16 protein-coding genes and 1 pseudogene are annotated in these 24,102 nt (G+C 69.6%); 7 read left to right on the top strand and 10 right to left on the bottom strand.

Annotated features, from left to right (window positions below):
• Positions 1-563: 563 nt before the first annotated feature.
• A complete protein-coding gene (locus ACIOGZ_RS28845; RefSeq protein ID WP_400988079.1) occupies positions 564-1,511 on the top strand; it encodes a hypothetical protein in 948 nt (315 codons plus the stop codon).
• A gap of 16 nt (positions 1,512-1,527) precedes the next feature.
• Here ACIOGZ_RS28845 and ACIOGZ_RS28840 read toward each other — a convergent pair whose 3' ends face one another.
• Positions 1,528-1,908 carry a hypothetical protein gene (locus tag ACIOGZ_RS28840; protein WP_400988076.1) on the bottom strand — a complete coding sequence of 127 codons (381 nt, stop codon included), beginning with the start codon at positions 1,906-1,908 and terminating at the stop codon, positions 1,528-1,530.
• Positions 1,880-3,106, bottom strand: a complete 1,227-nt coding sequence (locus ACIOGZ_RS28835) for a hypothetical protein (RefSeq protein WP_400988074.1) — start codon at positions 3,104-3,106, stop codon at positions 1,880-1,882. The genes ACIOGZ_RS28840 and ACIOGZ_RS28835 overlap by 29 nt, the downstream gene beginning before the upstream one ends.
• 338 nt (positions 3,107-3,444) lie before the next feature.
• Here ACIOGZ_RS28835 and ACIOGZ_RS28830 point away from each other — a divergent pair, with 338 nt between their 5' ends.
• From ACIOGZ_RS28830 to ACIOGZ_RS28820, 3 genes are all read left to right on the top strand, one after another.
• Positions 3,445-6,156 carry a protein kinase gene (locus ACIOGZ_RS28830; protein ID WP_400988073.1) on the top strand — a complete coding sequence of 904 codons (2,712 nt, stop codon included), beginning with the start codon at positions 3,445-3,447 and terminating at the stop codon, positions 6,154-6,156.
• Between the two features lie 2,177 nt (positions 6,157-8,333).
• Positions 8,334-9,227: an AAA family ATPase gene (locus tag ACIOGZ_RS28825; RefSeq protein ID WP_400988071.1), complete on the top strand. Its 894-nt coding sequence runs from the start codon at positions 8,334-8,336 to the stop codon at positions 9,225-9,227.
• Positions 9,228-9,231: 4 nt separating this feature from the next.
• Entirely contained in the window at positions 9,232-10,302 is a 1,071-nt protein-coding gene (locus ACIOGZ_RS28820) for a hypothetical protein (RefSeq protein WP_400988069.1), read from the top strand.
• A 2,704-nt stretch (positions 10,303-13,006) separates the two neighbouring features.
• Here the strand turns inward: ACIOGZ_RS28820 and ACIOGZ_RS28815 are convergent.
• On the bottom strand, positions 13,007-13,168 hold the full coding sequence (locus ACIOGZ_RS28815; protein WP_400988067.1) for a hypothetical protein: 162 nt from the start codon (positions 13,166-13,168) through the stop codon (positions 13,007-13,009).
• A gap of 135 nt (positions 13,169-13,303) precedes the next feature.
• Between ACIOGZ_RS28815 and ACIOGZ_RS28810 the strand changes: the two genes are divergently transcribed.
• The 3 genes from ACIOGZ_RS28810 to ACIOGZ_RS28800 all read left to right on the top strand — a co-directional run bounded on the left by ACIOGZ_RS28810 (position 13,304) and on the right by ACIOGZ_RS28800 (position 17,424).
• The gene (locus ACIOGZ_RS28810; protein ID WP_400988065.1) at positions 13,304-14,539 is read left to right on the top strand and encodes a hypothetical protein; all 1,236 of its coding nucleotides are present in this window, start codon (positions 13,304-13,306) and stop codon (positions 14,537-14,539) included.
• 128 nt (positions 14,540-14,667) lie between these two features.
• Positions 14,668-15,921, top strand: coding sequence for a hypothetical protein (locus ACIOGZ_RS28805; RefSeq protein WP_400988063.1), 1,254 nt, complete (start codon positions 14,668-14,670; stop codon positions 15,919-15,921).
• 1,020 nt (positions 15,922-16,941) lie between these two features.
• Positions 16,942-17,424, top strand: coding sequence for a hypothetical protein (locus ACIOGZ_RS28800; protein WP_400988061.1), 483 nt, complete (start codon positions 16,942-16,944; stop codon positions 17,422-17,424).
• Here ACIOGZ_RS28800 and ACIOGZ_RS28795 read toward each other — a convergent pair whose 3' ends face one another.
• The 7 genes and pseudogenes from ACIOGZ_RS28795 to ACIOGZ_RS28765 form a co-directional block, all read right to left on the bottom strand.
• Positions 17,425-18,870 (bottom strand): hypothetical protein, encoded by a 1,446-nt coding sequence (locus ACIOGZ_RS28795; protein ID WP_400988059.1) that lies wholly within the window; start codon positions 18,868-18,870, stop codon positions 17,425-17,427.
• A gap of 93 nt (positions 18,871-18,963) precedes the next feature.
• Positions 18,964-19,740 (bottom strand): hypothetical protein, encoded by a 777-nt coding sequence (locus ACIOGZ_RS28790; protein ID WP_400988057.1) that lies wholly within the window; start codon positions 19,738-19,740, stop codon positions 18,964-18,966.
• A gap of 3 nt (positions 19,741-19,743) precedes the next feature.
• Positions 19,744-20,089, bottom strand: a pseudogene (locus tag ACIOGZ_RS28785) (helix-turn-helix domain-containing protein).
• A 153-nt stretch (positions 20,090-20,242) separates the two neighbouring features.
• Positions 20,243-20,767: a hypothetical protein gene (locus tag ACIOGZ_RS28780; RefSeq protein WP_400988054.1), complete on the bottom strand. Its 525-nt coding sequence runs from the start codon at positions 20,765-20,767 to the stop codon at positions 20,243-20,245.
• Positions 20,724-21,350, bottom strand: coding sequence for a hypothetical protein (locus ACIOGZ_RS28775; RefSeq protein ID WP_400988052.1), 627 nt, complete (start codon positions 21,348-21,350; stop codon positions 20,724-20,726). Before ACIOGZ_RS28775 ends, ACIOGZ_RS28780 begins: the two co-directional genes overlap by 44 nt.
• A gap of 30 nt (positions 21,351-21,380) precedes the next feature.
• Positions 21,381-22,592 carry a hypothetical protein gene (locus tag ACIOGZ_RS28770; RefSeq protein WP_400988050.1) on the bottom strand — a complete coding sequence of 404 codons (1,212 nt, stop codon included), beginning with the start codon at positions 22,590-22,592 and terminating at the stop codon, positions 21,381-21,383.
• On the bottom strand, positions 22,589-23,758 hold the full coding sequence (locus ACIOGZ_RS28765; protein ID WP_400988048.1) for a HesA/MoeB/ThiF family protein: 1,170 nt from the start codon (positions 23,756-23,758) through the stop codon (positions 22,589-22,591). The genes ACIOGZ_RS28770 and ACIOGZ_RS28765 overlap by 4 nt, the downstream gene beginning before the upstream one ends.
• Positions 23,759-24,102: the final 344 nt, after the last annotated feature.

Here is a 24,102-nt window from a genome sequence, read left to right as displayed (position 1 = left end):
GCTCCTGCGCGGCGAACTCGGCTGTCTTGAAATGAAGCCAGTCCACGACGGACAACCCCTCCTCGCGTCAGAGCAGCAATTGGTCGGCCCGGCCCAGCGGGGCGATTCCGCGGGGCCGGACGCCGAAGAATTTGCGCTTCGTCGAGGACGCTAGCTACTGGCGCCACCGGGTGCATTCCGGAGGGACGAAAGTAGGCAGAGAAACCCGTATTACGGGAAGTGGCCGGTCGAGTTCCCGCCCAGCGGAATCCCACAAGCCCGTCAGGCCATGCCGCGCAGGCCCCAGCTGCGTCGACTGACGGATCCCTGGCAGCCCCGCCGCCTGATCCCGCGCCTTTGGTGATGACGCCGTGGGGGTTGTCCGTCGGCCAGGCTGCCCGGTGGGTGAGGCATCGCTGCAGCACCGTCCAGGGTCCAGCGGGACGGGGTGCGGGCGCTTGCCGAGTCAGATGGTGTGGGTGCCAGGGCCGAACCTCAAGTGGGGAAGCCGAGTTCGAGCAGGCCCTGCCCACGCCGCTGTCTGGGTTCCTGGGCTCAACGCCGCCGACCTGGCGGTGCTGCAGGTGCCGTCCGAGATCGTGACGGCCTACCGGTTCCCGCTGGCCAACGCTTACTCCAAGCGGCCCCGCAAGGGCTACGAGGTGCGGATCGCCACCAAGGACCTGCCGTCGCTGGAGGTCTGGATGCCCTCGCTGAAGAACCGCTCCCCAATGCCCGAGGACACGACCGGCTGGGGCTTCATGTACTTCCAGCCCATCGACCCTGCGCGGCGCCAACCACAGGGGCGCGCTGGCTCGCCCACATCGCCAGGGACTCCGAGAATCTCGTGCAGTCCCTGCCCGGCGGCAGGCTGCCTGGTCCTGCCCGACCCCGACCAGATCCCGGCAAAGCCTGGTGACCCGTTGCCCGGGCCGGGCCCCGAGGAGGGTGCGGGGGCGGCGCTGCGCATTCACACCTGTCGGCCTTCGCTGACCACAGCTGTCACCGCAGCGGCGAAGGTCGCCCAGCTCGTACAGCTCCATCGCAGCGATCTGCTCGCCCTGTTCGAGCTGCGCTACCAGCAGCGGACCGTCGCCTGGAGCGACTTCTGCTACGGACCCGATCCGGACTCCCTGGCCGGCCTGTACGGACGGGCCGCTGGCTCCGACGGGCTCCCCGTCGCGGTGCATGGCACGGTGACCCGCGCGGGCACCGACCGGGGCGGCCTGCCCTACCGAGTAATCGCCTCGCGTGTCCCTGCCCCGCCGGATGCCCCGCAGGGAACGGCGGATGTGCACCTGCGTACCGAGCACGCCAACCTGCTGGCCCCGCTGGCCGTCGGCCGGGACGTCCTCGCGCTCTCCCGTGGCGGCGGCCGCTCGCAGTGGCGCCTGGTCCGCCCGGCCTCGGGCGCCAGGCGCCAGGTCGTCCTGTGGGTGCATGAGCACTGGCAGCTGGCCCACTGGACGACCGACCCGGACACCGGGTTAGCCACCGCACCGCGCACACCCCCGCCCCTGCAAACCGCGTAGCCGTACAGCGGCGCGTTCACGGCACGTCGGGGCGGGCTGGGTTCTCCAGCTCGTAGATCCTGCGATCGTGCGGGGCGGACAGGTCGGATCGCACGGTGCTGCTGCGGACCCAGACGCGTTCACGGCGGAAGGTCACGCCCTCGTACTCGCCAAGGCGCTCGCGCGGGATCCCGTAGACGGGGCCGACCTTGCGGCCCGCCGCGTCGCGAATGCCGACCCGAGCCAGGCTTCCAGTAGGCGCGCCGCGAGTACCGGTGGGTGAGCTCGCTGCCGGCGCCGGGGTTGCTACGCTGCGGCCGGACCACTGCGGGCGGGGGTGTGTGTCCAGGACCCGCATGCGGTGCAGGGCGCCGGACCGGGCGGCGGGATCACGGGCGAGGCGCTTGGGACCCTTCACCGAGCCCGGCTTGCCGCTGGTCTGCTGCGGCGGTGCTTCGGGCTCGCGCCAGTTGGCGAAGGCCAGCTGGGCCGCGTAGCTGGCGAGGAGCCGGATGGTCCCCGAACGCGGCGGGCTGGAGCTGCCGCAGACGTCGGCCTTGGTTGTCGATGTGGGTGGTCAGCACCAGCCCCAACGTGGTGTCGAGGGTGCCGTCGTCGTGCGCGGCGAGGACCGCGCCGAGGACGGCGTGCTGCGTACCGATGAGCACGCCGGAGTCCATCACCGCCTCGAGTTCCTCGTCCCCGGCTTGGACGGTGGAGACGGGGATCGGTTCGTGGATGACCATCGACCACGGGCCCGGCAGACGCAGGGCCGCGAAGGTCTCGGCGTCCAGGGCGGCGGTCGTCGCGACGTCGAGTGCCAGCTCGGTCGGGATGAAGTGGGAGTGGTCGACAGCCAGGTAGGCCGCGGTGGTCGTGGTCGCGGCGACCACCTGGGACAGGCGCCGGGCCGGATTGAGGTCGGACTGGTCGGTGAACGCGGAAGGGGCGACGAGGTTGCAGCGCAGGTCGCTGATGTCGGTGGCAACCAGGCCGGTCAGGTCCGGGACGGGCCGGCGCGGTGCGACGCGCGTGTAGGTGCGGTCCCACTCCCAGTCCTCGGCCCGGGTACGCAGCATCAGCGCCGCCAGGTCCACTTCAGGCCGGCCGGGCTCCGGGGAGGGGATGTGAAGGAGCTGGCGCTGGTTCGTCGGCAGGGTGTTCCAGTGGAGGCCGTGGTCGCCGGCCTGTTCGAGGGCGGTCCGTGCCACAGAGGAGCAGATGCCGGGTGCGAGCGCGGCTACGAGGTCCGCGTCGCCGTGGCCGGCGACGGCGATCCGGAGCTCGCGGTCGATCTGCTGCACCATCAGATGGACGGTCGGGTCCGCGAGGTCCGTCGTGTGCGGGATGGCGGACACGGTGTGCCAGGTCCCCGGCATGATGCTCCGGGCACGGCCGTCCATGCCGATGCGGGCCATCGAGTAGTCGACCAGGGTGGCGTTGACCGCCGCTTCGACCGCTTCCTCGCTCGTCTGGCAGCCCGGGCAGATGTAGCCCGTCAGGACCCCGCGCTTCCACACGTCGTTCCACACGGCGAGGTTGTCGGCCCGTTCCCGGCTTCGGCCGCACCTGGAGCAGCAGTTGGGCACGGTGGTCCCGGGGATCATCGATCGCATGGCGACATCCTGCCGTTGCTCGTGCCGCCCATTGGCACAGTTCACCCTTTCGAGTGATGGAGCGGTCGGTACGGTGACGTTGGGGTCGATGATTGTGACGTTGGTGTGTCCGCGGTTGAACCGGCGGCGGCGCCCTGAGCGTTCGCGGATGGCCCTGATCCGGACTCGCATCACGCCGGTGGGCCAGAATGTGGGGCTTGGGGTGCCGGGAGCCACCGGTGAGTCACCAGCAGGGCGGGGCGGGAGGCATGGGAATGAACACGGGCACGGCACAGGACCTCCCAGTCACCTACGGGGCCTGGCGGCAACGCACGGCACCGGCGGGAAAGGAACACCGTGTGCTGACGGCGGTGGTGCGGCGCCTGGTCGAGGTCTCGGACGTCGAGTGCGACGTCGCCTGGGACCCCGTCGGCGGGCTGCGGGCCGCGTTCGAGTACGAGGACCGTGAGTACGTGCTGCTGGTGAGCGGCGCCGGACCACGGGCCATCGAGGAGGTGAGTGCCCGGTTCGCCGAGACCGCCGCCGCTTCCCCTGGAGTACGCCACGTACTGCTGTGTACCGCACCGCAGGCAAGATATGCGGCCGACCGGGCCGCGCAGCTCCTCGGCGACCTCGCGGAGCGTGTGATCGTCCTGGACCGCGCCCACCTTGAGGCGGCCGTGTGCGGGGTGACGCCACTGGCGGGCCTCATTCGGGCCGCGTTCCGCCGCTGTGTCCTCCACCCGGCGCTGGCCGACCTTCTCCTGCCCCGTACCGTCCCGGCCGTCCCCGAACCGATGGAACCGACCGCACGACGGCGCGACCTCCTCGTTCCCTTCACCTCGGCCCCGCTGAGCGGGCCCGGGTCCGTGGAGGTGCGCCCGCTGCTGGCAGGCGGCCTCGAGGGGCGCGCTCCCACTGGCCTGGCCGTGACCGCGCAGGGGCAGGTACTGATCACGGTCGACGACGGGGTCGTCGACGTCGACCCTCGCACCGGCGCCACCCGCTGGCACCTGCCGCTGCCAGGCTGCGACGGCCCGGTCCTGCCCCGTGAGGACGGCTCCCTCCTGGTGCTGCGCGGCGGCGCGGCACTGCGCTGGCACGAGCACACACTCACCGCGCTCGCGGGCGGGTTCCCGCCGGGCGCGCGACTGCTGGCCGGGGACGGAGACGAGGTGTGGGTGCTCTCCGGCTCCGGCGCCACCCTCGGTACTGGCAAGGGCACACTCGCCCTCACCTGGATCGGGCCCGCAGCCGGCAGCCAGGCCCGCTACCCCATCACGTTCGACGCCGCGGTTCGCTCGGCACTCTGCCTGAGCCAACGGCGCTTCCTCCTGGCGGCCGGTGGCCATCACGCGGTGGTCGACCTCGCCGTCAGCACCGACGCCGGCACCCGCGCCGACTGGATCCCCTCCCACGCGCCCTACCCCGCCCACACCCTGCCCGCCGGCCCGGCCGGCGCCGTCACCGCCTCCCCCGACGGGTCGGGAACCGCCCTCGCCCTGCACCACATCAACACCGCCACCAGGACCGCCACCCCGGACCCCCTCGCAATCTTGCCGTTGGCGACCGCCGCGGGTCTCGCCGCCGACGGGAACGGCGAGGCACTGCTGCTCGGCATGCTCCCCGGCGTGCCGGGCGATCAGGTCCCGGTGCTGCTGAGCCTGACCGGCCTGCCCCACGACACGACCTTCCCCGCCACCGCTGCGGGCGGGGACGGTGCCGGGCCGCGGCCGGGCAGGGAGCCGTACCGGGCGGTAGCCGAACTCGCGGCCGGGAACAAGCGGCACTACCGGCGCCCAGCCAACCTGATCGGCGTCGGCGGACAAGGCGACGTCGCCCGCGCCACCCACAAGCCCACCGGAGTCGAGGTCGCCTTCAAGCGGCGCGGCTCCAACGTGCCCAACGCGGTGGCGCGGATGGCCAGGGAGATTGAGATCGGCCGGCGCCTGGGCGGCCACCCGCACGTAATGCCGGTCCTCGACGCCGCGGCCGATCACTCCTGGTTCATCATGCCGCTTGCCGAAGCGACAGCGGAGGAACGCTGGACAGAACTCCGCGACCCCGCCCAACTGCGCGTCCTGGTCGACGCCGTCGCCTCCGCGCTCGCCGCCGCCCACGCACACGGCTGGGTCCACCGCGACGTCAAGCCCGCCAACATCCTTCTCCTGGACGGGCGCTGGCGGCTCGCCGACTGGGGCCTGGTGCGCCGGCCCCGAGGACAGACCACCAGCCCCGACCGCACCCGCTTCGGCGTCGGCAGCCCGGGCTTCGCCGCACCCGAACTCAGCCATCCCACCGGCGCCCACGACGCCGGCCCGGCCAGCGACATCTACGGCCTCAGCCAGGTCATCGGCTGGGCCCTCACCGGCGAGGATCCCCGCACAAATGTGCCCCTCCTCCCCGCAACAGGGCCGTGGCGCCACATCGTCCAGCAGGCCACCCAACTCGACGCCACCCACCGTCCCCAGGACATCGCCTCGTTCCTCCACCTCGTCGAACGCGAGACCACCGCCGCCCGCGAACTGCCCACCATCCGGGCCCAACGCCTGCTCACCGAAGCCAACACCGACACCCCGGGCGCGGCCGATGAACTCCTGGACCTGGCCGCCGCAAACCCCGCAGACACCCAGCTCTACCTCGAGGTCCTCACCGAACTCGAGCACCCCGGCCCCCCACTGCTACGCAACCCAAGCCGGGCCAGCGCCGTGCTGCAGGCGATGACCTCCCACCGGCACACCGACCCCTGGCCCAGCTTCGCCACCATCGACCGCGTGATGCTCTGGCTCCTCGACACCGCACGAACCGCCGCCGACGTCGGCAACCTGCACCTGCTCACCGAAGCCACCACCGCACTGTGCTCATGGGACGAGACCGTCGACCAGTGGACCCCACAGGACGCTACCCTGCGATGGCTGCGCACCCTCCAAGGAAACGCCGCCGCCGGGGTCGCCGGCGTGCTGCGCCGCTTCCCGTTGTCGGCCCGTCACTATCGCCAGCTGACCGGCGAGAACATCACGGACCTGACAATCCGTTCCGCCATCCACCACGTCACCCAGGACCAGGCGTGAGCGCCGCCTGCGGCACGACAGGCCGCTCCCGAGAGCGACAGCTCCGCGCACGGGGCCTGGGTGCCACCGCTGGCAATAGTCGCTAGACGGAGGTCGAGGCTGCGGTGCCGGCCCTGCTCCGGTCCAGGCTCGGCGGACGCGGGCCGAGCGCGCGGAGAACCTTCGGGAGCAGCGCCGGGAAACCAACCATGGGCACTACCTGAAGTTCCTGCTGGACCCAGTGGGGTCTATGGCCTCGGCGCTAGGCCGCTCAGGTCTCTGCGTGCCCTGGCGGGTCTGGTCGGTCTGGCCGACGATCCCCAACTGGTCAAAGCACACGTGTACCAGCAGGTCCGCGGTGCCAGCAGCCGGCCCGACCTGGTCGTCCACCAGCCCCGTAGCCTCGCTGGTCATCGGGCTGAGAGTCGACACTCCAGAGGGTCAGCAGCAGACGACCCGCCAGGGCAACGACTTCACGGACCTGCCCAACCCGGTATTCGTGGTCCTCACCCCCACCGACGGGACATCGGGCGACCGGTGGTTTCGGCCCGACGCCCTGGGCGAGCCTCGCCGGCCATCTCGCGTCCCTGCTCGCCGTGCCAGTGCCCGGGCACGCCGACGTGGGCCATCGTCACGCCGAGGACCGCCTGGACAATCTGGAGGCCGCCGTGGGCCTCTGCCCCAACGATGATGACGATGCCCGTTTCTGGGTCACACACAGCACAACGCTCCTCGCCACTCAGGCCACAGCGCAGCGACTGTTGAAACCGCCGCCCGCCTAAATAGCCCGTCCCCTTAAAGCCCTGGCCCCGGAGCTCGACGTGAAACTCACCGTGACACCCGTCGTAGTCGCACGCTGCAAGCCGACGCCAGCTGCAGCTGCTCGCCCTAGCGGGGGACAGCGGACGATGTGTCCTATTGACTCCAACAGGTTGATCAGGGTCCCGCAACACCCTGCTAGTCGCCTCTTGGTGGTTCACCCCAGCCCCGGCCCGCCGGTGGGCATCTTGCCATGGGCGAGCATCTGATCGACGCGCCTCTTCGCTAAAGCACTGCTGCCCTTAGACCTCAGGGTGAACAGCTCGCACTGAACGCCGGACTCCATGCCGACACGCAGCCCAGACCGGCACACTCCACCAGCGGCAAACTCAACTCTAGCCCTGGCCACTTCCAGGGCTAGGCACCGGATGGCCAGCAGCCCGAACGTCGGCACTAGCGGATCCCCAGGAAGGAGCACTGCCCTCGGCAACGCTTCCCGCATAGGTGAGCTGACCACCGAGACCCGAACGAGGCAAGCACCAGCAGCACATCTCAGGCCACTCGGCATCCCCCCGTATGGCACGCCAACGAGAAGAGGTACCTACACACTGCATTCAAGGGCCGCCCCTTCATCACTATACGTCAAGCCTTCGAGGTCAATCTGATTCGCAACTCGATGTGTCGCCCGCCGGAAGCCAGAGCCTCCAACGAAGCCCCAGCCCAACGATCTCGCAACGTCCGTCGCGATCTGCGCAATCCGTCACATAGCTTCCCCATCAGGGCCGTCGTGTCCCTGTGTCCCCGCCTGTGTCCCCGCCTGTGTCCCAGTAAGTGATTTTGTGAATCAGCCCCATATCGGCATGGCGTCTTGAAAATCCGGGAGGATCGCCACCAGCTGGCTCGAGTGTCGGCCAATCAGTGCTTTCACATGTTCACAATCTGGGACACGGGTAGGGACACAGGTAGGGACACAGGGACACGACGGAAGGGCGGAGTGCCTGTGGGCTCATCCGAGTCGCAGAACATGAGGCGTCATTGCCGAATAGGTGATGGGGGCGCCAGCCAGATCCCGATCGGAAACGGGCGTCCCTCCCGATCCAAGGAACCAGCTCGGGCACTACAAAAGGTGCAAACTGGGACCCGGCATCCGCTGCTCTGGCCGTAGCTCTGCTAGCGTAGGCGCGCCAGCTGAGGCAAGTAGGGCCAACTGATCTGCAATCACGCCGGTCAGTACATGGCATGCACGAACAAGGGACAGTTGAGCTCACCCGGCCAGCGCCGACGCCAACCAATCGAGCCAACGACTCTCGCGCACCACCCTCACCGCAATGAGGAGCTTCAGCTGGAGCCGCAAGGTCCAGCAGTGGGTACTGCGCCAAGCAGCCCGTCCACTAGATCAAGTAGCCACTCGCCCATCGCAGAACAAAGGCATACATCGCATGAGCAAGCATCCAGCCGAGGCTTCACTCCAGGGCGCGACCGTCCCCGCCCCCGCCGAGGCCCCCTTCCTCGAAAGCGACGACCAGTCCCCGCAAACCAGCGGGCCGTCCCTTACGCTCCCCGACCACATCCACCCCAACGTGCGCGAGCTTGTCGAGGGCCTGCCGGAACCCCTTCGCACCGCGGTGATCGTCGCAATCAACACCGAGGGTGGAGTCCGGATCACCTCAGGCAACGCCAAGGGTGGGGTCATGAAGACCACGCTCTCGGTGTACATCTCACTGATGCTGGCGCTCACTGGGGAGCATGTCCTCCTCGTGGATGCCGACGAGACGAACAAGACGTGCCTGAAGTGGCAGGCCGCGGTGGGCCAAGCGTGGCCGTCGTCCGTGACCGTTGTGCAGTACTCCGGCTCACTCATGACCAAGCAGGTCACAGATCTCATGGCGAAGGGCTACAAGCACCTCGTCATTGACGTGGGCCCGACTCACACGGGGGTCCTCAAGGCAGCGTGGGCGCTGACGAAGCGTGGGATCGTGCCCACACAGCAGCACGTCGGGGACATCGTGCAGCTCGCCACAACGTTCCAGCTCCTCCAGGAGATGGGCGAGGAGATCGACCTTCATGTCCTACTCGCCCGCTCCTACCCGAAGCGTGTGAGTTACTCGAAGGCACAGGACTTCATCGAGGACACGATCGAGGGGCGCCGGCCCGAGTTCCCCGACGGGCTCCAGACCGTGTCGCTTCTCGAATCGACCGTCCCAATGCTTGAGGGAATCGCAGACACCTGGGGGACGCTCCCCGACGACTTTACGCACTTCTCGTCAGTTCTCGCCGAGGCTCTCGGAGTGCCCCATGACGTCCTCGAAGCCCTGACGCGCGGAGAGGAGTAGAGCCATGACCACCAACAACTCCTCTGGACGCTCCGCGAAGAAGAGGGCTGCGGCCAAGACCACTGGGGCCTTCAACGCGCTCAACAACCTCTCACAGTCCGGTCAGCTGGCTGCTATCAACAACACGCTCGCTCCACCCCTGGAAGGGGTGTCTCCGACCTTCGCATCGGAAACAATCTCGAATCCTGCTGATCTCATCCCTGCGCAGCAGGCCGAGAGCCTTCCCGTGTCCACAGAAGCGCCTGCCCCTGAGAAGCACGGTGCAGCCCCCGCTGTGGTAACAACCTCATCGCCAACACCCGCTCAGCGCCCCACGGAAGAGCCCGCAAACTTCACCCAGGCACCGGTGACGGCACCCACCACCCCGGTCACCGAATCGTCCGTACCTGCAGCTGAGCCGGTGCCTGCGCCGGCACCGGTGACGGCACCCACCACCCCGGTCACCGAATCGTCCGTACCTGCAGCTGAGCCTGAACTTGCCACAGGCTTGGCTGTCGAATCCACACTCCCAGCGGTTCCGGGAGCAAACGTCGCAGCTGTCACCTCAACGTTCAGGAGCAACAGCTTCACCCTCGAAGTCTCAGCACCAAACGCCCTTCCCCCAGCGCTTGCGAAGAAGGTGCATGGGTTGCCTGACGGCTACCTTCTGCTGGTAAACAGCTACCGAATCGCCAAGTCCGCAGCACCTGGAAGGTTGAGCCGCACCAAGCGCAACGTGCGACTCAACAAGGAGCTCGCCGGAGCACTCACACGCCAGCAGCTCGCCGACAAGCGTCTGCTTGGCCTTAAGGACCTCAAGCCGAGCCACTACGTCGACGCCGCCTTGACGTTCGGCCGGAACGCCGATGTCACGACCCTGATCGAGCAAGCCGACGCGTTTCGTGAGCGCCTGCTTGGCGAAGACGACCCATTCGAGGACCCGAACCACTTCACCATCACCGTCGCCAACAACGACTGGCTCGATGAGATGCTCGACGAACTCGTACTCGCCAAGGCCAACGGCCTCCACGGCTACATGATCAACGTCATCGTTGAGGCGTACCTGAGCACCCTCAGCCCTCGCAGCACTCTCTAGTCACTCTCCACGCGTCGAGGCGGCCCCCTGATGGGGGCCGCCTCGACGCGTTTCTACTGCTAGCTACCTTGAGGCTCTGCCGACCGCTTCCAGGATGACTCATACCCAAAGCAACTGACGGTGCCGCGCTACCAAGGCCAGACCGAGGGTTGACTGCGCGACCCTCGTGCACCATCCCTACTATGGCAGCTTGCCTGTTTGCCCATCAGCTCGGTCAACTTCGTGCGGCCGCCCACCAGCCTCGCGCCGACGCTCTCGCACCCCGCGCGGCAACAAGTGCCCTGAACTGCACGTTTTCGTCGGCCGAGTGATGGGGGCTAGGTTTCTCGCGGCGTGTCGGTGCCTTGATTGTTGACTATAGAGCGACACGCCACGTTAGGTGGTGGCATCTCAACTGCCCGAGGGTCGTATGATCCTCGTCAGAGGATGTACGACGGTCCGACGCGCTCGATCGGCATGGCCCAGGTTTGGCGTGCCTTCGGAACCGTCTGCCGGTCAAGCCAGAATGGAGGATCAGTTGGCACGCCGTTCGCCGGTGCGTTCAGACGGGACCATCTCCCAGCGCACGGTTTCGGAGTGGTCAGGTGTTAGCCCAGGCACGCTAAAGAACCTGGCACGCATCGGCCTTCTGCCCGAGGCCGGCCAGCTCCGGCCTCACGACGTAGTCCTCGCCCAGGTTGCGCACGCCCTTGGCTCAACTCGATCTACTAATCGCGATTCTCAGCAGGACGAACGCACAACCGCCGCGATCAGGCGGGACTACGAAGCTCTCGCCATAGTGGCCCAAAGGCTACTTAGAGTTACAGATGAGCCGCTCCCGGTGCGATCCCGTCTGGTCGTGCACCCCACTGGAGCCAAGCTCATCACCCACGACTACCAGCTTCTTGAGTTCTGCGAGGACGAAGCCCTCTCACACGACCCATTCCAGGTGCTTCCTATCGGGGCCTGGCATGCGAATCTGCAGAGGCGGCTTGCCACATCCGGGGGTGAGGGGCAGATGGACATAGCAGCATAAAGAGAAACGGCACCCACCACTGCCGCAAACAGGGTGGGCGCCGTCCCGTGCAGGCTCGTAGCCTTACTCGCCAAATCCGAGGTTACCAGAGCCCCTAGCCGAGTTGTCTCCACGAGGTGGAGCCTCGGCTACCTGTGTCCCATCCCACCACGGAGCTCTAGGTAGCAATGAACACCTCAAGACGGAGTCGCACGCCGTAGCTCTTGGCAGCTCACACGCTCCCACTAGTCAAGTTTGCGCGACTGACCTTGCCGCGCGTCCTGCGGCGTGCCGCCACAGCTTTCGTAGCCGGCTTCTGCAGTTCCGACACGCGGAGCTGACAGCGGAGGAGCTCCATTTCGCTCTCCTGGTCAACAGGCAGTTCGCTGGTCTTGGCACCCAAGAACATGCCGCACTGCTCATCCCAGCCATCACTTGATCTTTCGGGCCTAGATTCGCCTAGCGATCGAGAAAACGCCAGCAGTGCATAAGCCATAGCAGCGGCCTGAGAGAGCTGGCCAGCTCCAATCAAGGTGCCCTCGCCGCGACCGCCTCGTCGGTACAACCCGCAGGTGTCTGAGGCCAGTTGGGCTGATCTCTATCGCGAGGGAGGTAGACCCAGAACAACTGCATACACCTTCACCCGGTCACGCTGCCTGACAAGAAGTCCGGGTGCTGGTTCTTTCTCCCCTCATCCCCCCCTCTTGCCCGGAGCGCGTCATAGCTACCCACTCGAGGGCTGGCTCAGTCATGCCTGCTTCCAGTTCATCTGAGCTGGCCACACCTGACCTCTTGGCCTCTTCGCCAGCCTCTTCCACCTCTTGCAGCACCTCGCCCTGGACCGCTGCACCCAGCGATCCGCTGCTGCTCGGACCTGCCATGCGTCGGCGCCTCTGGGGTGCCGTCCGCTTCCTGCTGGAGACTCAGCAGTTGGCGGGCCTCTCCGACGCGGCCCGTCTGGCCGCTGTCGTTCTTCTCGCCAAGTCTCCTGCTTTCCGTTGCGATGTGCGGATCCGGCAGGGTGAGCTCGGACGGTGGCTCGGGTTCGGTGCGTCCCACATCCAGCACAACGTTCTGCCTGCGCTGCGCCGGACAGGCGCGCTTGAGTACCGCACTGAGACGGATGACTTCGGTCAGATCACCGGCCTCGTGTGCAAGCTGACGGCGCTGCGGGCCGCCCGTGAGGTCCCGGGTGATCATCCCCTGCATCTGCTGCGCCGGGACCTCGCGACGCTCCTCCGCTTGTGCGAGCGCTTGTTCGGGCCTGGGTGGGCACCGAAGGACGGCCCGGTCACGGAGCCCGGCATGCTGGCCGGACGCCGGGGCGCGGGGGCAGCGACAGACCGTCTGGCGCTGCTGTTGCTGGTCCTGCGGACGCGTAAGGACGGGCGGTCGGCACTGGTCGGCGGGTCGGTGGCGGCCGGGCGCGGACGGTGTGCAGCGACGGTGGCACGGGTGTTGGGCTGCTCGGTGTCGGGTGGTTCGAAGGTGCTGAGCCGGCTGTCACGGGCTGGGGTCGTTCTGGTGTGCCGGACGCAGACGGCCTCTGGGGTGCTGGGGCGTGGTCGGTTGCTGGTTCCCGCGGTTGCCCGCGCTCACGGGGTTCGCCTGGCGCTGCCGCAGCACCGACAGACTGCTGATACTGGGGGTGCCGTTGAGGGTGTGGCAGTTCAAGCTGTTGCCACCGATGCCGAGGCCTCGCAGGCCGGGTCAGAGGCGGCCGGGGAGGCCCCCGACCAGCGCCCCGCTGATGCGGTTGGCGATCACGAAACCGCTGGTGCGGCCGGAGACCTTGCTGCGCCTGGCCTCCCGGCCGCTGATGCGGCAGTCGGGCCTGTTCTCGGGCTGCGCCCCGGTAGTGCGGGACTCCACGCCCACCACGCGGTGGTGGTTACTCAGGGTCTCTCTAGTGCTGGTTCGTTGTGCTTTTCCGGCGCAGCCGCGTCGGGGTGCTCTCCGTTGCCGGAGCGCGCGGGCGCATGCGAGGACCGGGGTACCGGGCGCGGGATGTTCGTCCTGCCTGGAATCGTTGGTGGCCCGGGTGGCCCGCTTCGCGGGGAACAGCAGCCAGTCCAGCGCAGTGCCAGCCGTTGGGTCCGGGTCTCGGTGCCGCAGGGTCTGGACGTCGTGCTGGCTCCGGTGCTGCTGGAGTGGGCCCGGATTCGGCACGACGGCGGCCGTCGACGGGTGCGGGCGGCGATCGGTAAGCAGCTAAGGCTGTTGGCGGGTCTGGTGGGTGTGGATCGGGCTGCCGGGGTGTTGGCGGCTCGGCTGGAGCGGCGGCTGGCTGCGCAGGTTGGTGTGCCGGTGTTCTCGCCGGTTGGCTGGTTCTTGCGGCGTGGCCTGCCGCAGCGGGTGGAGTGCTACGCGGCGGTGTGTGACGACCGGGTACGGATGGACACCGGGCTGGTGTGCCCGAGCTGTGAGCTGCTGGTAGCGGACAGTCGGGCGCTGCGGCACCGGGTGGCGCAGGCCGTTGCTGTGGAGCTGGCGGGTGTTGCGCCGGAGCGGCTACGGGTGGAGGTGGAGCTGCGGCTGGGCCGGGAGGTCGCGCGGCAGGCAGCGGTGGACGCGGTTCGGCGTGAGCGGGCGGTGCGGGAGCGAGCTTCGCGTGATGAGGCCTGGGCGCGTCGGCGTGAGGAACTGGCGTCGGTGGAGGCCGGGTTGGCGGCGCTGCCGTGTGTGGATTGCGGGGTGGCGGAGGCGGGTGGGCTGTGCCTGGTGTGCTCCCAGGTGCGCCAGGTGCGCCGGATCCTCGACGAGGCGGCGCAGCTCGCGACCGCGGCTGGTGGCGAGCTGGGCGATCCGGGTCTGGTGGCCGGGCGGGTGGAGGCGTGTCGGGCCCGCTTGGTGGCCCGGCTGGAGGGGGCCGTGGCCGGGAGGCTCGGGGCTGACGCGTTCGGGGCCGAGCGGGCGTGGGTGCGGCGCGAGGCCGCGGAGGAGCTGCTTGCGGGTGAGCGGCGGCAGCTGTTCGAGGGGCTGTTGGGTTCGCCGGCTGCCGTGGTGGAGGCCGGGCGGGTGTTCGCCGCGCAGCGGGCCCGCTGCGGTGACTCCGGTCGTGCCCGGGTGGTGGCCGAGCAGGCGCGTGAGCGGTGCGCGCGGGCGCTGGCCGACGAACGGCTGGCTCAGGTGCGGGCCGCGCTTGCGGCTGCTGACCCGACGAAGCGCTCGGTGGGCGGGTGGCGGGATCGGTTGTCGCAGTGGGCGGCTCGGCCGCTGTCGGAGGAGGTGCTGGCGGCGTGAGCGGGCAGATTCGCGACGCTTGGTCCGGTGGTTGTCCGGCCCGGTCGTCTGGGCGGGTTCGGCGTCCGAGCCGGCGCTTGCAGGCGTGGGTGGAGGGCCTTCCGGGGTTGTCGGTGCGGGCGCGCCGGATGCTGCTGGAGGGCGATGTCGAGGGCCGCTACCAGGGCCGCAATGGTGGCGACAGCGGCTACCGGCTGACGATGGCGCTCGCGGTGTCGGTGTCCCAGCCGGGCCGGGAGTGGACGTTCGCGCAGTGGTGGGAGGCGCTGGTGCTGCGCCCGACGGCGGGCGGTGCGTGGGCGCGGTCGTTGCGGTCGTCGAAGGGGGAGCGGTACGCCGAGGGCAAGCTGGGCCAGATGCTCGAGAGGGCGCGGGCCTTCGTGGGGTCGTCGGGGTCGATCACGTGCCGGGCGGACGCGCTGGTGGAGGTGGCCCGGGTGCGGGCCGCGGTGGAGAGCACCCTCTGGCGGTCGAGTCGGGGCGGGGTGGACGAGCGGAACCTGACGGCCCGCCTGGGCCTGGCGCAGCGTGCCGGCGGGCTCGACCACCACGCCTCCGTTCGGCAGTTGGCTGAGCTGATGGGTTGCGCCCGGTCGACGGTGGAGGGCAGCAACCTGCGGCTGGAGCGTGCGGGCTGGCTGGTGCGGCGGTCCTCTCACGCGGGCCCGAACGTGGGTGGGGCCTGGAGTCTGCGGATTCCCGAGGGTGCGGGTGACGGCGGTCGTGCAGGCCCGGGACACCAGCCAGCCCACGGGGAGAGGGGGGCGGGAGGTGTCCCGGGCCTGCACACCGCGCAGGGCGGGCCCGGCGCAGAGCTGGCGGGGCGGGACACCTTGTCGCTGGCGAGGATTCAGGCCCATGACGCGTTCCACCACTTCGGGCACGGCGGGAACGGGGCGAGGTTGCTGTCGTGCCTGGATCCGGTGGAGGGCCGTAGCCCGCAGGAGCTGGCGGCGGTGCTGGGCCTGCACCGCACCACGGTGCGCCGCCGCCTGGACCGCCTGGGCGCGGACGGCCTGGTCGTGGAGGCCGACGGTCTGGTCTACCTGCCCGCCGTGCTGGCCGGTCCGGTCGGGGTGCGTGCGGAGGAGGACCTGCTGGGGGCGGCGGCGCGGGCCCGCGGTACGGCGGGCCTGGGTGAGCGGCGCCGGCAGGCCCATGCCCGGCAGCGGGAGGGCTACCGGATGCTGCTGGAGCTGCGGGCGCGCCAGCGTGAGGAGCGGCGGGCACCGGCGCGGCCGCCGCTGCGGCTGGTGCCGGAGGGAGTGGTGGATGTGGAGTCCGGTGAGTTGCTGGACCCGGCGTGGGCGGGCTGGGATGTGAGCGATCCCGGTCGGCCGGTTTGGGTAGAAGCGTCGGCCGAGTCCTGGGAGGCGGCGTGATGACGGACCGAACTCTGCTGCAGTGGTGGCGTGTTGGCGCTCCTGCCGCACCGGTCACCGCCCGGAGGAGGTGGTGTCGTGGGCGTGGTTCGCGCCCCTGCGCTGGTGGGGTCGAGGCCCGCCGATACCCGGACGTGCGGGCTGGCGTGCCGGTCGCCGCCCCTGGTGGAGGGGCACGGGACCGCAGGCAGGCGAACGTACGGTGGCGCGCCCGGGCCCTCGCGCGGCGGCGGGCCGTCGCCTTGCCGGGGAGGTATCCGTGGTGGCCGGTGCCGGTGCCGGTGCCGGTCCGGTGGCGGTGGCGCCGTTGGCGCGCGGGCGGCACTCCGACGGCAGGGGAGTCGTCCGTCAGATATGTCGTCATGCAGACGGGTTCGCTGTCGGCAACGGTGGGTGGCCGAGGCGAATTGGGGTGCGGAGCCTATGGATCTGCGACTACAACGGGTCCCATGACGGTCTTCTACTGCTCCAAGTGCGGCATCGCGCTCACGCCGGACTTGACGGCGCTGTCCGACGTTCCGATCGTCCCGGACCTCGACAGTGCTCGGCCCAAGGGAGCACGCCAGGCGTCTCCGACTGTGCCGCGGGGTCACTATGCGATCGAGCCCGAGCCGTGGGGAGCGCCTTTCGTCCGGCAGGAAGACCAAGACAACCCGGTACCGGGCTATCCTCGGGGACCGCTCATGGCCACCGAGGAAGGCTTCGTAGTCTCGGCTGGCGACCGCGACACGGTCGTTGTCCACCCTGATGACGCCCCCGGCCTGCAGCCGCTGCCAGGGTGGGAGAACAGCACCGGTTGCTGCGGCCCGAACGGAACCGAAGGACCCAACCGAGCCTGCCCGTGTGGGGTCCGGATCGCCACTCTCGCTGCAGATTGCTCCGGGCCATACGAACTGCACCTTGACCCGGTCCGGACGTACGCCTTCGACGGGGCACGGCATGACGTCTGATACAGCGGACCGATCCAGGTGATCATTTAATGAGCCGCACTGAGCGGCGGGGCCGTGACATCGTGTGGCCGTGCTTTTGAGTGATCACGCGAACAGCGTTGAGCTCCGTCCGTTGCGCTATCAGTTTGCTGCGGTCCGAGGCGACTCCTACGACGACAACTGGCTGGTCATTGGCGGGTCGGTGGCCACTCCCGAGGGCAGTTGGTCCTTTACTGATCCATGTCTGCTGGCTCATGAAGCCCGCCAGGTGTCCGCGTGGCTGCGGGCGGTGGCCGCCGGGACGGTGGCGGTGACGGGGCCCGATGCCGAAGGCTGGCTGTCTCCGGACACATGGTTCGTCGAACCGGTCCTTGCCATGAGCCTCGCTGATCGAAGCGACAGCGGGGCAGTGATTCGCGTTCACCTCTCCCTTGAGGCAGCGCCCCCATGGCAGCAGGGAGATGACGGGGCGGACATCTACCAGTACTTCGTGGAGATGCGGCTGGATACTGCAGCACTGCTTCGCGAGGCCGACCGATGGGATCTTGCTCTGGACTCCTTCCCGGCTCGCTGATCAGCGCAGGGTCTTTCCGGTGCGTTCGGGGTGGGCAGCGTGGATGTACCTGACTGCGGTGACCTCGCTGATCCCGAACAGCCTGATGAGGTGAAGCGGGTCCGCGGTGAGCTGGGCCTCGTGGAGCATCCGGTCGATGCGGACCTTCTGCCCGCTCAGCCCGAGCGCGGTGAACACGTCCTTGATCGTGCTGCGCGAGATGGGCGGGGCGTCGGTGTTCATGGCGGTGAACCGGTTCACGATCAGGTGCGGATTGCTCGACATGGGCCAGAGCTGGTGCCGTTCGCGCATCCACTCGGCTGCCAGTTCGTAGGTGAGTTCGTCAAGGTAGACCACGTGCCTGCGTCCCGGGCGCCGAACGGTCAGCCGTCCGTCGGAGAGGTTGAGCGCGCTGGCCGGGAGCCGGGTGATCTCGTTCAAGCCGAGGGCGTGGACGGCGACCAGGGCGACGATCAGCTTGTAGGCGGTCATCGGCGTGCGGTCGATGATGCCCTTCAACGAGTCGGACGGAATCGAGCGCGGGACCTTCTCCACCGCGGTGACGGTGACGCCGCGGGTGGGATCCGCGAAGATCACGCGCTCCTGCTTCAGGGCCCGGAAAAGACTGCGCGCGGCACTGTGGAAGCCTTCGGCGGTGCGTCCCTTGCGAGCCTTGAGCGCGTTGTCCACCTCCTCTCTGCCGATCTCACGCAGGCTCGACACGCCGGCCGCCTGCCAGCCGGCGAGAACGGGCTTCAGGTTGCCCAGGTAGCGGCGAATGGTCGCCCAGGTGGTGGCCGGGTGCTCCCACCGCCCGCCCCCGCGCAGGACCTTCACCCAGGTGCGGAGCTCGTCCGCGATGTTGCCGCTGTACTGCGCGATGGCGGACTCGACGCGGACGGCGTCGGTGTTCTGCCGCTGGGCCGGGATGAGCCTGTCCCGTCTGGCGAGGAACTGGGCGAGACGTGGCCCCGGCCCGCTTCGGGGGGTCGCGGCCGAGAGCGTCCGGATGTCCTCCTCGGGTATCGGGGCGTCGGTGCCGAGCCAGGATGCGAGGACTCGCAGGGCCCGGACGCACTTGTCGCGGGGCCCCTCGCGCCACCGCAGCTGTTGCGCTTCCTCGAGGAGGGCGGTGACGAGCTCCTCGTCGCCGGAGGTCAGCAGAGGCAGTTCGGTCAGGTGACGGGAAGCGATCCTGCTCCAGTCCCGAGCCATCGGGAAGAGCGGATCCTGGCCCGGTATCAGACGGTGTGCGGAGGTGGTCCGCTCCGGCTCCGGCGAGCGCTTCCAGTGCGGCTGGAAGCCGGGCAGGCCGGCCTCGTGGCGCACGTAGGCGAGGTGGACCGTCGTGTTGAACGTGAACGGGGCTCCGAGCATCAGCTGCCGCCAGGGCTGGTGGCGCGTCTGCAGGCCGTTGAGGGTGATGTCCAGGCAGCACCCTCGGCAGAGGTCGTCCCGCAGCAGCACGCCCTCACGCTTGCACCGCGTGCAGTCGCCGACGTCGAACTGGTCGGCGTTGTCCCGCCAGCCTCGGCAGCCGGGGCAGAAACTTCGGATGCCCTAGGCCTGGCACGACCGGAAGCTTTGCGGTCGAGCCTGCCGAATTCCGCGGATCATCGGCGGCGCCGTCCATCCGTCCGGGACGTCCAGGATCCCGGCCTGCTGCAGGACTTCGGCAACCGCCTGCCGCATGGCGGAGATGCTCTCCAGGGCCTCCACCGGTATGAGGCCCCCACCGTCGGACTCCCGGAGCGCCAGCATCACCCTGACCGCCCCGCCAACCTGCCGGACCCACGTTTCGCCGTGCCCGAGGTCAGCCGCCCGCTGCACGAGAACGGGCTCCACCCGGTCCCAGTCCGCCAGAGCGCGCGCTCTGATCCGTGCTTCGGCCAGGTGCCCGAGCACCCGCCGACGCTTGAACAGGAGCATCTGCCCCGGCGAAGTCGGCGGGCTGAACGTCGGATCGTCCTGCTCCTCCTGGCCTCCACCGAGCCGCTGGATCAATCGCGCCGTGTCCCAGCTACGACCCGGACGGCTGAGCGGTTGAGCCTCGCGCTCGCCACCTAGGCCGGGGAAGATCAGCGAGAGCTGGCGATCGCGCGGTCGGCAGCCGTCGGGATCCGCCAGCCACTCGAAGTCCCGCTCGCTGCGGATGGCCCGCAGGCACGGCCGACAGACGTGCTCGGACGTGCTGACCCGGGCGGTGCGCCGGCAGCGCCGACAGCCGGCTGTGGTGGGCTGCTTCTGGCGCCAGCGGCGGCAGGTGTCGCAGTAGCTGTAGTTGAGGCCCCAGTTCAGGCACTCCAGGCACTGCCGGGGACGGGGGAGACCAGTCATGGATCAGTTCGGCGGCAGCGACCGCAGTCCGTCGCCCCGGGGGCTGGCGGGGAGTCGGCCGCACCGCTCCACCGCCCGACCCGGACTCACCGACAGCCTTCGGCAGATCCTGGTCGGAGGGCCTCCGCACCTCGACGGGTTCCGCCTCGAGCAGGTCTGCCACCGTGCAGTTCAGCGCCTGGCAGATCATGTCGAGGTCGTCCAGGCGGACCGAGATCGGCGTGGATCCCCACATCGCCGAGACCTTGCTCAGCGACGGGTTGAAGCCGACCTGCTTGAACGCGGCGAGCAGGTCGGTCGGGCGCCAGATGTCACGCTTGGCCGCGGCCCAGCGCAGGTTCCACTTCACCGCAGGTTCCCCTTGTCCATGACGAGACGCTGTGCCGCCAGAGCGCTGGCAGCCAGGTTGGCGTGCTCCGGCTCCGCTTGGACGGCAGCTAATGGTGGAGTCGGGTATTGGAACCGTCCGAATGCCTGCCGTGTAGCGCTGCTTGGGGTTGACTTACAGGTAGTCGAAGAAGCGGATCCACCAGGTCGGCGGGTGCTCGGGAGGGTAGTAGGCGGCGAGTCTGCTGACCCCGTCGTATCGGGTCCAGAGCAGGTGCTCGGAGACCGTGACGTAACCGAGCGCTTCGAGTTCGTCGTCGATCCGGCGCCGGTCGGCAGACTCAAAGAGGGTGTCTTCTTCCTCCTCGTCATAGCTGCCAGGGTTCCCCAGGGTCACAGCAACGAGGTTTCCGAAGTTGCTGACACAGATGGCGATGTGGTCGCCGCTGGCCGTCGCGGTGGTGGGGATGACGATCGTCCCGTGATGGCTGGCGTCTTGGACGCCTCGGTCGACGGAGCAGGTGCAGCGGAATTGCTGATCCAGCCTGGCTGCGAGGTGGTCGAACCGAGCCCGAGTGGCCGCGTGGTCGTAGCCGCGTGGAAACTCCATGTGGTCCGGGTCATCGAGTTCTCGCAGCAGGGCCCACGTGCGCTGGTCATCGAGAGGCATGTCGGTCTTCTTCTCCTTGCTGGTGAGCACGGCTGGAGCGGTTACTGATCTCGGCGGCGTAGGCGGCCCAGTCGCCAGCGGCGGCTCGCTGCCATTTGACGGCGACGGTGATGTCGATGCCGAGCGTCCGGGCGAGGACCGCAGCGGGCAGCTCGGTGGCGAGCTGGAACAGGGCGGTCGAGCGGGTCTCGGCCAGCCTGATGCCGAGTTTGCGGAGCCGTTCGCCCATGGCCCAGACGCTGATCGGGCGGCCGGGCTGGCCGCCGGGGAACAGCCAGGGCGAATCCGTGCGCGCGAGGACGGCGTGACTGCGGCGAACCGTGACCTGCCGAACGGCCAAGTCGGCTACGAGTTCAGGCAGTTCGACCGGGACGTCGCCGAGACGGATGCGGACCGCTCCGTTGCCCTGCGCGATGTGGTCGACGGTCAGGCGGGAGATCGCTGCCGGCCATTGGGCATAGAGGAGCAAGAGCAGGCCGGCGAGGCGGTCTTCGGTCCGGATGGTGTCGTCGTGGAGCAGACGGCGGGCTGTGGCCCAGCGGGCCCCCGCGCTCGCACGGGGCGGCCGCCGCCCGGCCGCCCCGTGCGAGCCGGGGTCGCACAGCAGCAGCACGGCCCGACTCTCGGTGGGCGCGCTCACCGTCTACGGCCGCCGTCGGCGCAGGTGGCGCCACTTGGTCCGTACCCACAGCGCCTGGGCGCCGCCAAGCAGCACCAGGACCGTCGCGCCGTCCAGCCGCTCGAGCGCCCCGTGCCCGGGTCCCAACTGCGCGGCGGCACGCACCAGCAGGGCCAGGTCCGTTGGCGCGGTCACCAAGGCGAGGGCAGTCAGGCATGCTGCCGTGCCCGCCACCAGGACGGTGCTGTAGAGGCGGGCGGCACGGCGCTGGCGTGGGCCAAGGCCCGCGGTGGGGTCCGTCGGCACCCGCCGGGACAGAGGGAGCAGACGTGCGGCCACGTAGCGGGTGTAGGCGAGGCCCTCGGCGTAGAGGTCGGCCGACCCGGTGAAGTCCTGCAGAACGTAGTAGACGTCGGTGCGCATGAACACGAGGAACTGCCAGGCCAGAGGCAGCAGCGACAGGAGGACCAGGATCTGCAGGGCCGTGCGCAGGGGCCCGGGCCCGGCCGCGGCGGCCCCCAACACGCCCACGCACGCGGCGACCAGGTTCACTGCCATGCCGGACAAGTAGGCGGTCAGCCGGTGTCGGCGCGGGGCGAGTTCGATGCCGCTCATGTCGGTCTGGGCGACGAGGAACTGCAGGCGGGTGCCGAGCTCCACCCGGGCCGGCACGCCGGTTGCGCGGGCCGTGACGAGGTGCGCGAGCTCGTGCAGGAGCACCAACGGCCAGCCGACGCCGAAGACGGCGAGCAGCACCAGGCTGCCATGCGGGCTCCACAGGAGGGCGCGGTAGCCGGGGACCAGGGCGGGCTCGCAGATCACGACGGCTACCGCGGCTGCGGTCAGCAGGCCCACCGTCCAGGGCAGGGCCGGGCTGAGTGACCAGGCCGCGCGCCGGGGCGTGATCCAGGGCAGGGCTGGCCGCCGGGGTGCCGGTCCCGGCACCGGCACCCCGTCGACGGCGTCGACGAAGCCGACGGCGGCCAGGGCGTGGACGAAGTCGGCGACGTCGAGGTCCTCGCCCGACTCGGAGGCCAGACGCCGGGCGCACTCCTGGACCGTCAGGCCGTGGCCGAGCAGCTCGATGACCCGCCCGCCTACCGGTGGCAGTTCGATGAGGTTGCCGGTGGCCATCCGGCCGACGATCACCGTGTCACCGGCGGACCTGGTCTGCAGCGGGTGTAGGCGCACCCGGCTGTCGCCGGTCACGGGCGACGGCCCGGTGGCAGCGCTCACTCGGGAGTCCCGCTGACGGCCCGCGCCCCGGCGCCGGCTCGGTCCATGGTCCCGTTGACCCGGTCCCCGCAGGCCGGGCAGTCCGGCAGCCGGGCAGAGCGCAGCAGTACCGGGTCCTCCAGGGCCGCGAGGTTGACACCGAAGAGGAAGCCGGGCTCCAACGGCGGGGCCCCGGTCAGCAGGCTGATCGCGGCGTGGGCGACCAGCAGTCCGGACAGCCCCGCGGTGATGGCCGTCGTCGGGTTCCACGGCATGCGTGGTGACGCGGCCGCCGGGTCCTCCCCGGGCGCCACGCCCAGGTCCCGTCGGCGGATCTCGCCGTCGCGCACGCATTCCCAGCAGCCCCCCACCCCCGGAACGTGCACTCCGGCCGTGGCCAGCGGACCGCGGTAGCCGCCGTCCACCCACGCGGTCCCCGAGGCCAGGCACGCCTGATTGGCCCACCGGCGGATCTGCGGCGGCTGATCGGCACACATCAGCAGCAGGTCGTAGGGCCCCGCCCCGCCACCGAGCAGGTCCGCAACGTCCTGCGGGCCCTCCACCAGGCGCCGCTCGCACGTGACCTCGACATCGGAGTTCAGCGCCCCCAGGTCCTCCGCGGCGACCTCGGCCTTGAAACGCCCGATGTCCCGCTCCCGGTACAGCGGCTGCCGGTTCAGGTTCGACAAGCCCACCACATCGGGGTCCACGCAGTGCAGATGTCCCACCCCCGAGGTGACCAGCGCCTGCGCCGCGTACCCGCCCGTACCGCCCAGCCCCACCAGCAGCACCCGAGCACGGTCCAGCGCCTCCTGCATCTCCCACGCGCTGCGCCGGGGCGTCCGGTCCAGCCAGCGCAGCAGTGGAACGCCTCGGCTGTAGCGGTCCACCTGCCGCGGCGTGAGTGCGGGTGCGGGGGCGTCGGCGTCCTCGAGGTGGCCGGCCTCGTACAGGTCCGCGACCGCCTGGGCGACGTGGGCAGCGTTCACCTGCGGGTGCGTGGTGGCGACCCCGTCGGCGAGCTCGGTCACCGTGCGGGTGCCATCCATCGCCTCCACCAGGGACCAGACCCAGCCCGTGGGGTCCTCGATCTCGACCCCGATGCCGTAGACGACGCTACCCAGCCGAACCGTCCCATCCTGTGCTCGATAGCCGGAATGCTCCGGTTTGACCTTCGGTCGCATCATGGACAACCCCCGTACCCCGATGAACACTTGACTCAACGAATCACATATGTACTACTGGCGGATAGTCAACCGTGCGTTCACGGTTGACTATCACACCCGAGATTGGGGGACGGCATGAACAAGATCGAGATCAAGCCGCTCGACAAGAAGAAGACCACCGCGGTCAGCGGCCCCAGCGGGGGCTGATCGACCACCCGGGAGGGGCGCAGCTAGCGCGCTTCGACCGGAGCGGGGGGGGGGGGGGGGGGCCGGCGCCGGGGGGCCCCCCCCCCCCGCCGGGGGGGCCCCCCCCCCCCCCCCCCAAACCCCCAGAGGCCGGCCCCCCAACCCCCCCACCCCCCCCC

This window comes from Kitasatospora sp. NPDC088160 (assembly GCF_044741445.1).
Lineage (GTDB): Bacteria > Actinomycetota > Actinomycetes > Streptomycetales > Streptomycetaceae > Kitasatospora.
This window is presented reverse-complemented; position numbering and strand designations above follow the sequence as displayed.

What these genes read in the sequence shown, in the direction of transcription:
- ACIOGZ_RS28790 (WP_400988057.1), bottom strand. Translation starts at nt 19,740, where the DNA reads ATGACTGGTCTCCCCCGTCCCCGGCAGTGCCTGGAGTGCCTGAACTGG.
- ACIOGZ_RS28810 (WP_400988065.1), top strand. Translation starts at nt 13,304, where the DNA reads ATGTTCGTCCTGCCTGGAATCGTTGGTGGCCCGGGTGGCCCGCTTCGC.
- ACIOGZ_RS28825 (WP_400988071.1), top strand. Translation starts at nt 8,334, where the DNA reads ATGAGCAAGCATCCAGCCGAGGCTTCACTCCAGGGCGCGACCGTCCCC.
- ACIOGZ_RS28765 (WP_400988048.1), bottom strand. Translation starts at nt 23,758, where the DNA reads ATGATGCGACCGAAGGTCAAACCGGAGCATTCCGGCTATCGAGCACAG.
- ACIOGZ_RS28820 (WP_400988069.1), top strand. Translation starts at nt 9,232, where the DNA reads ATGACCACCAACAACTCCTCTGGACGCTCCGCGAAGAAGAGGGCTGCG.
- ACIOGZ_RS28805 (WP_400988063.1), top strand. Translation starts at nt 14,668, where the DNA reads ATGCTGCTGGAGGGCGATGTCGAGGGCCGCTACCAGGGCCGCAATGGT.
- ACIOGZ_RS28835 (WP_400988074.1), bottom strand. Translation starts at nt 3,106, where the DNA reads ATGCGATCGATGATCCCCGGGACCACCGTGCCCAACTGCTGCTCCAGG.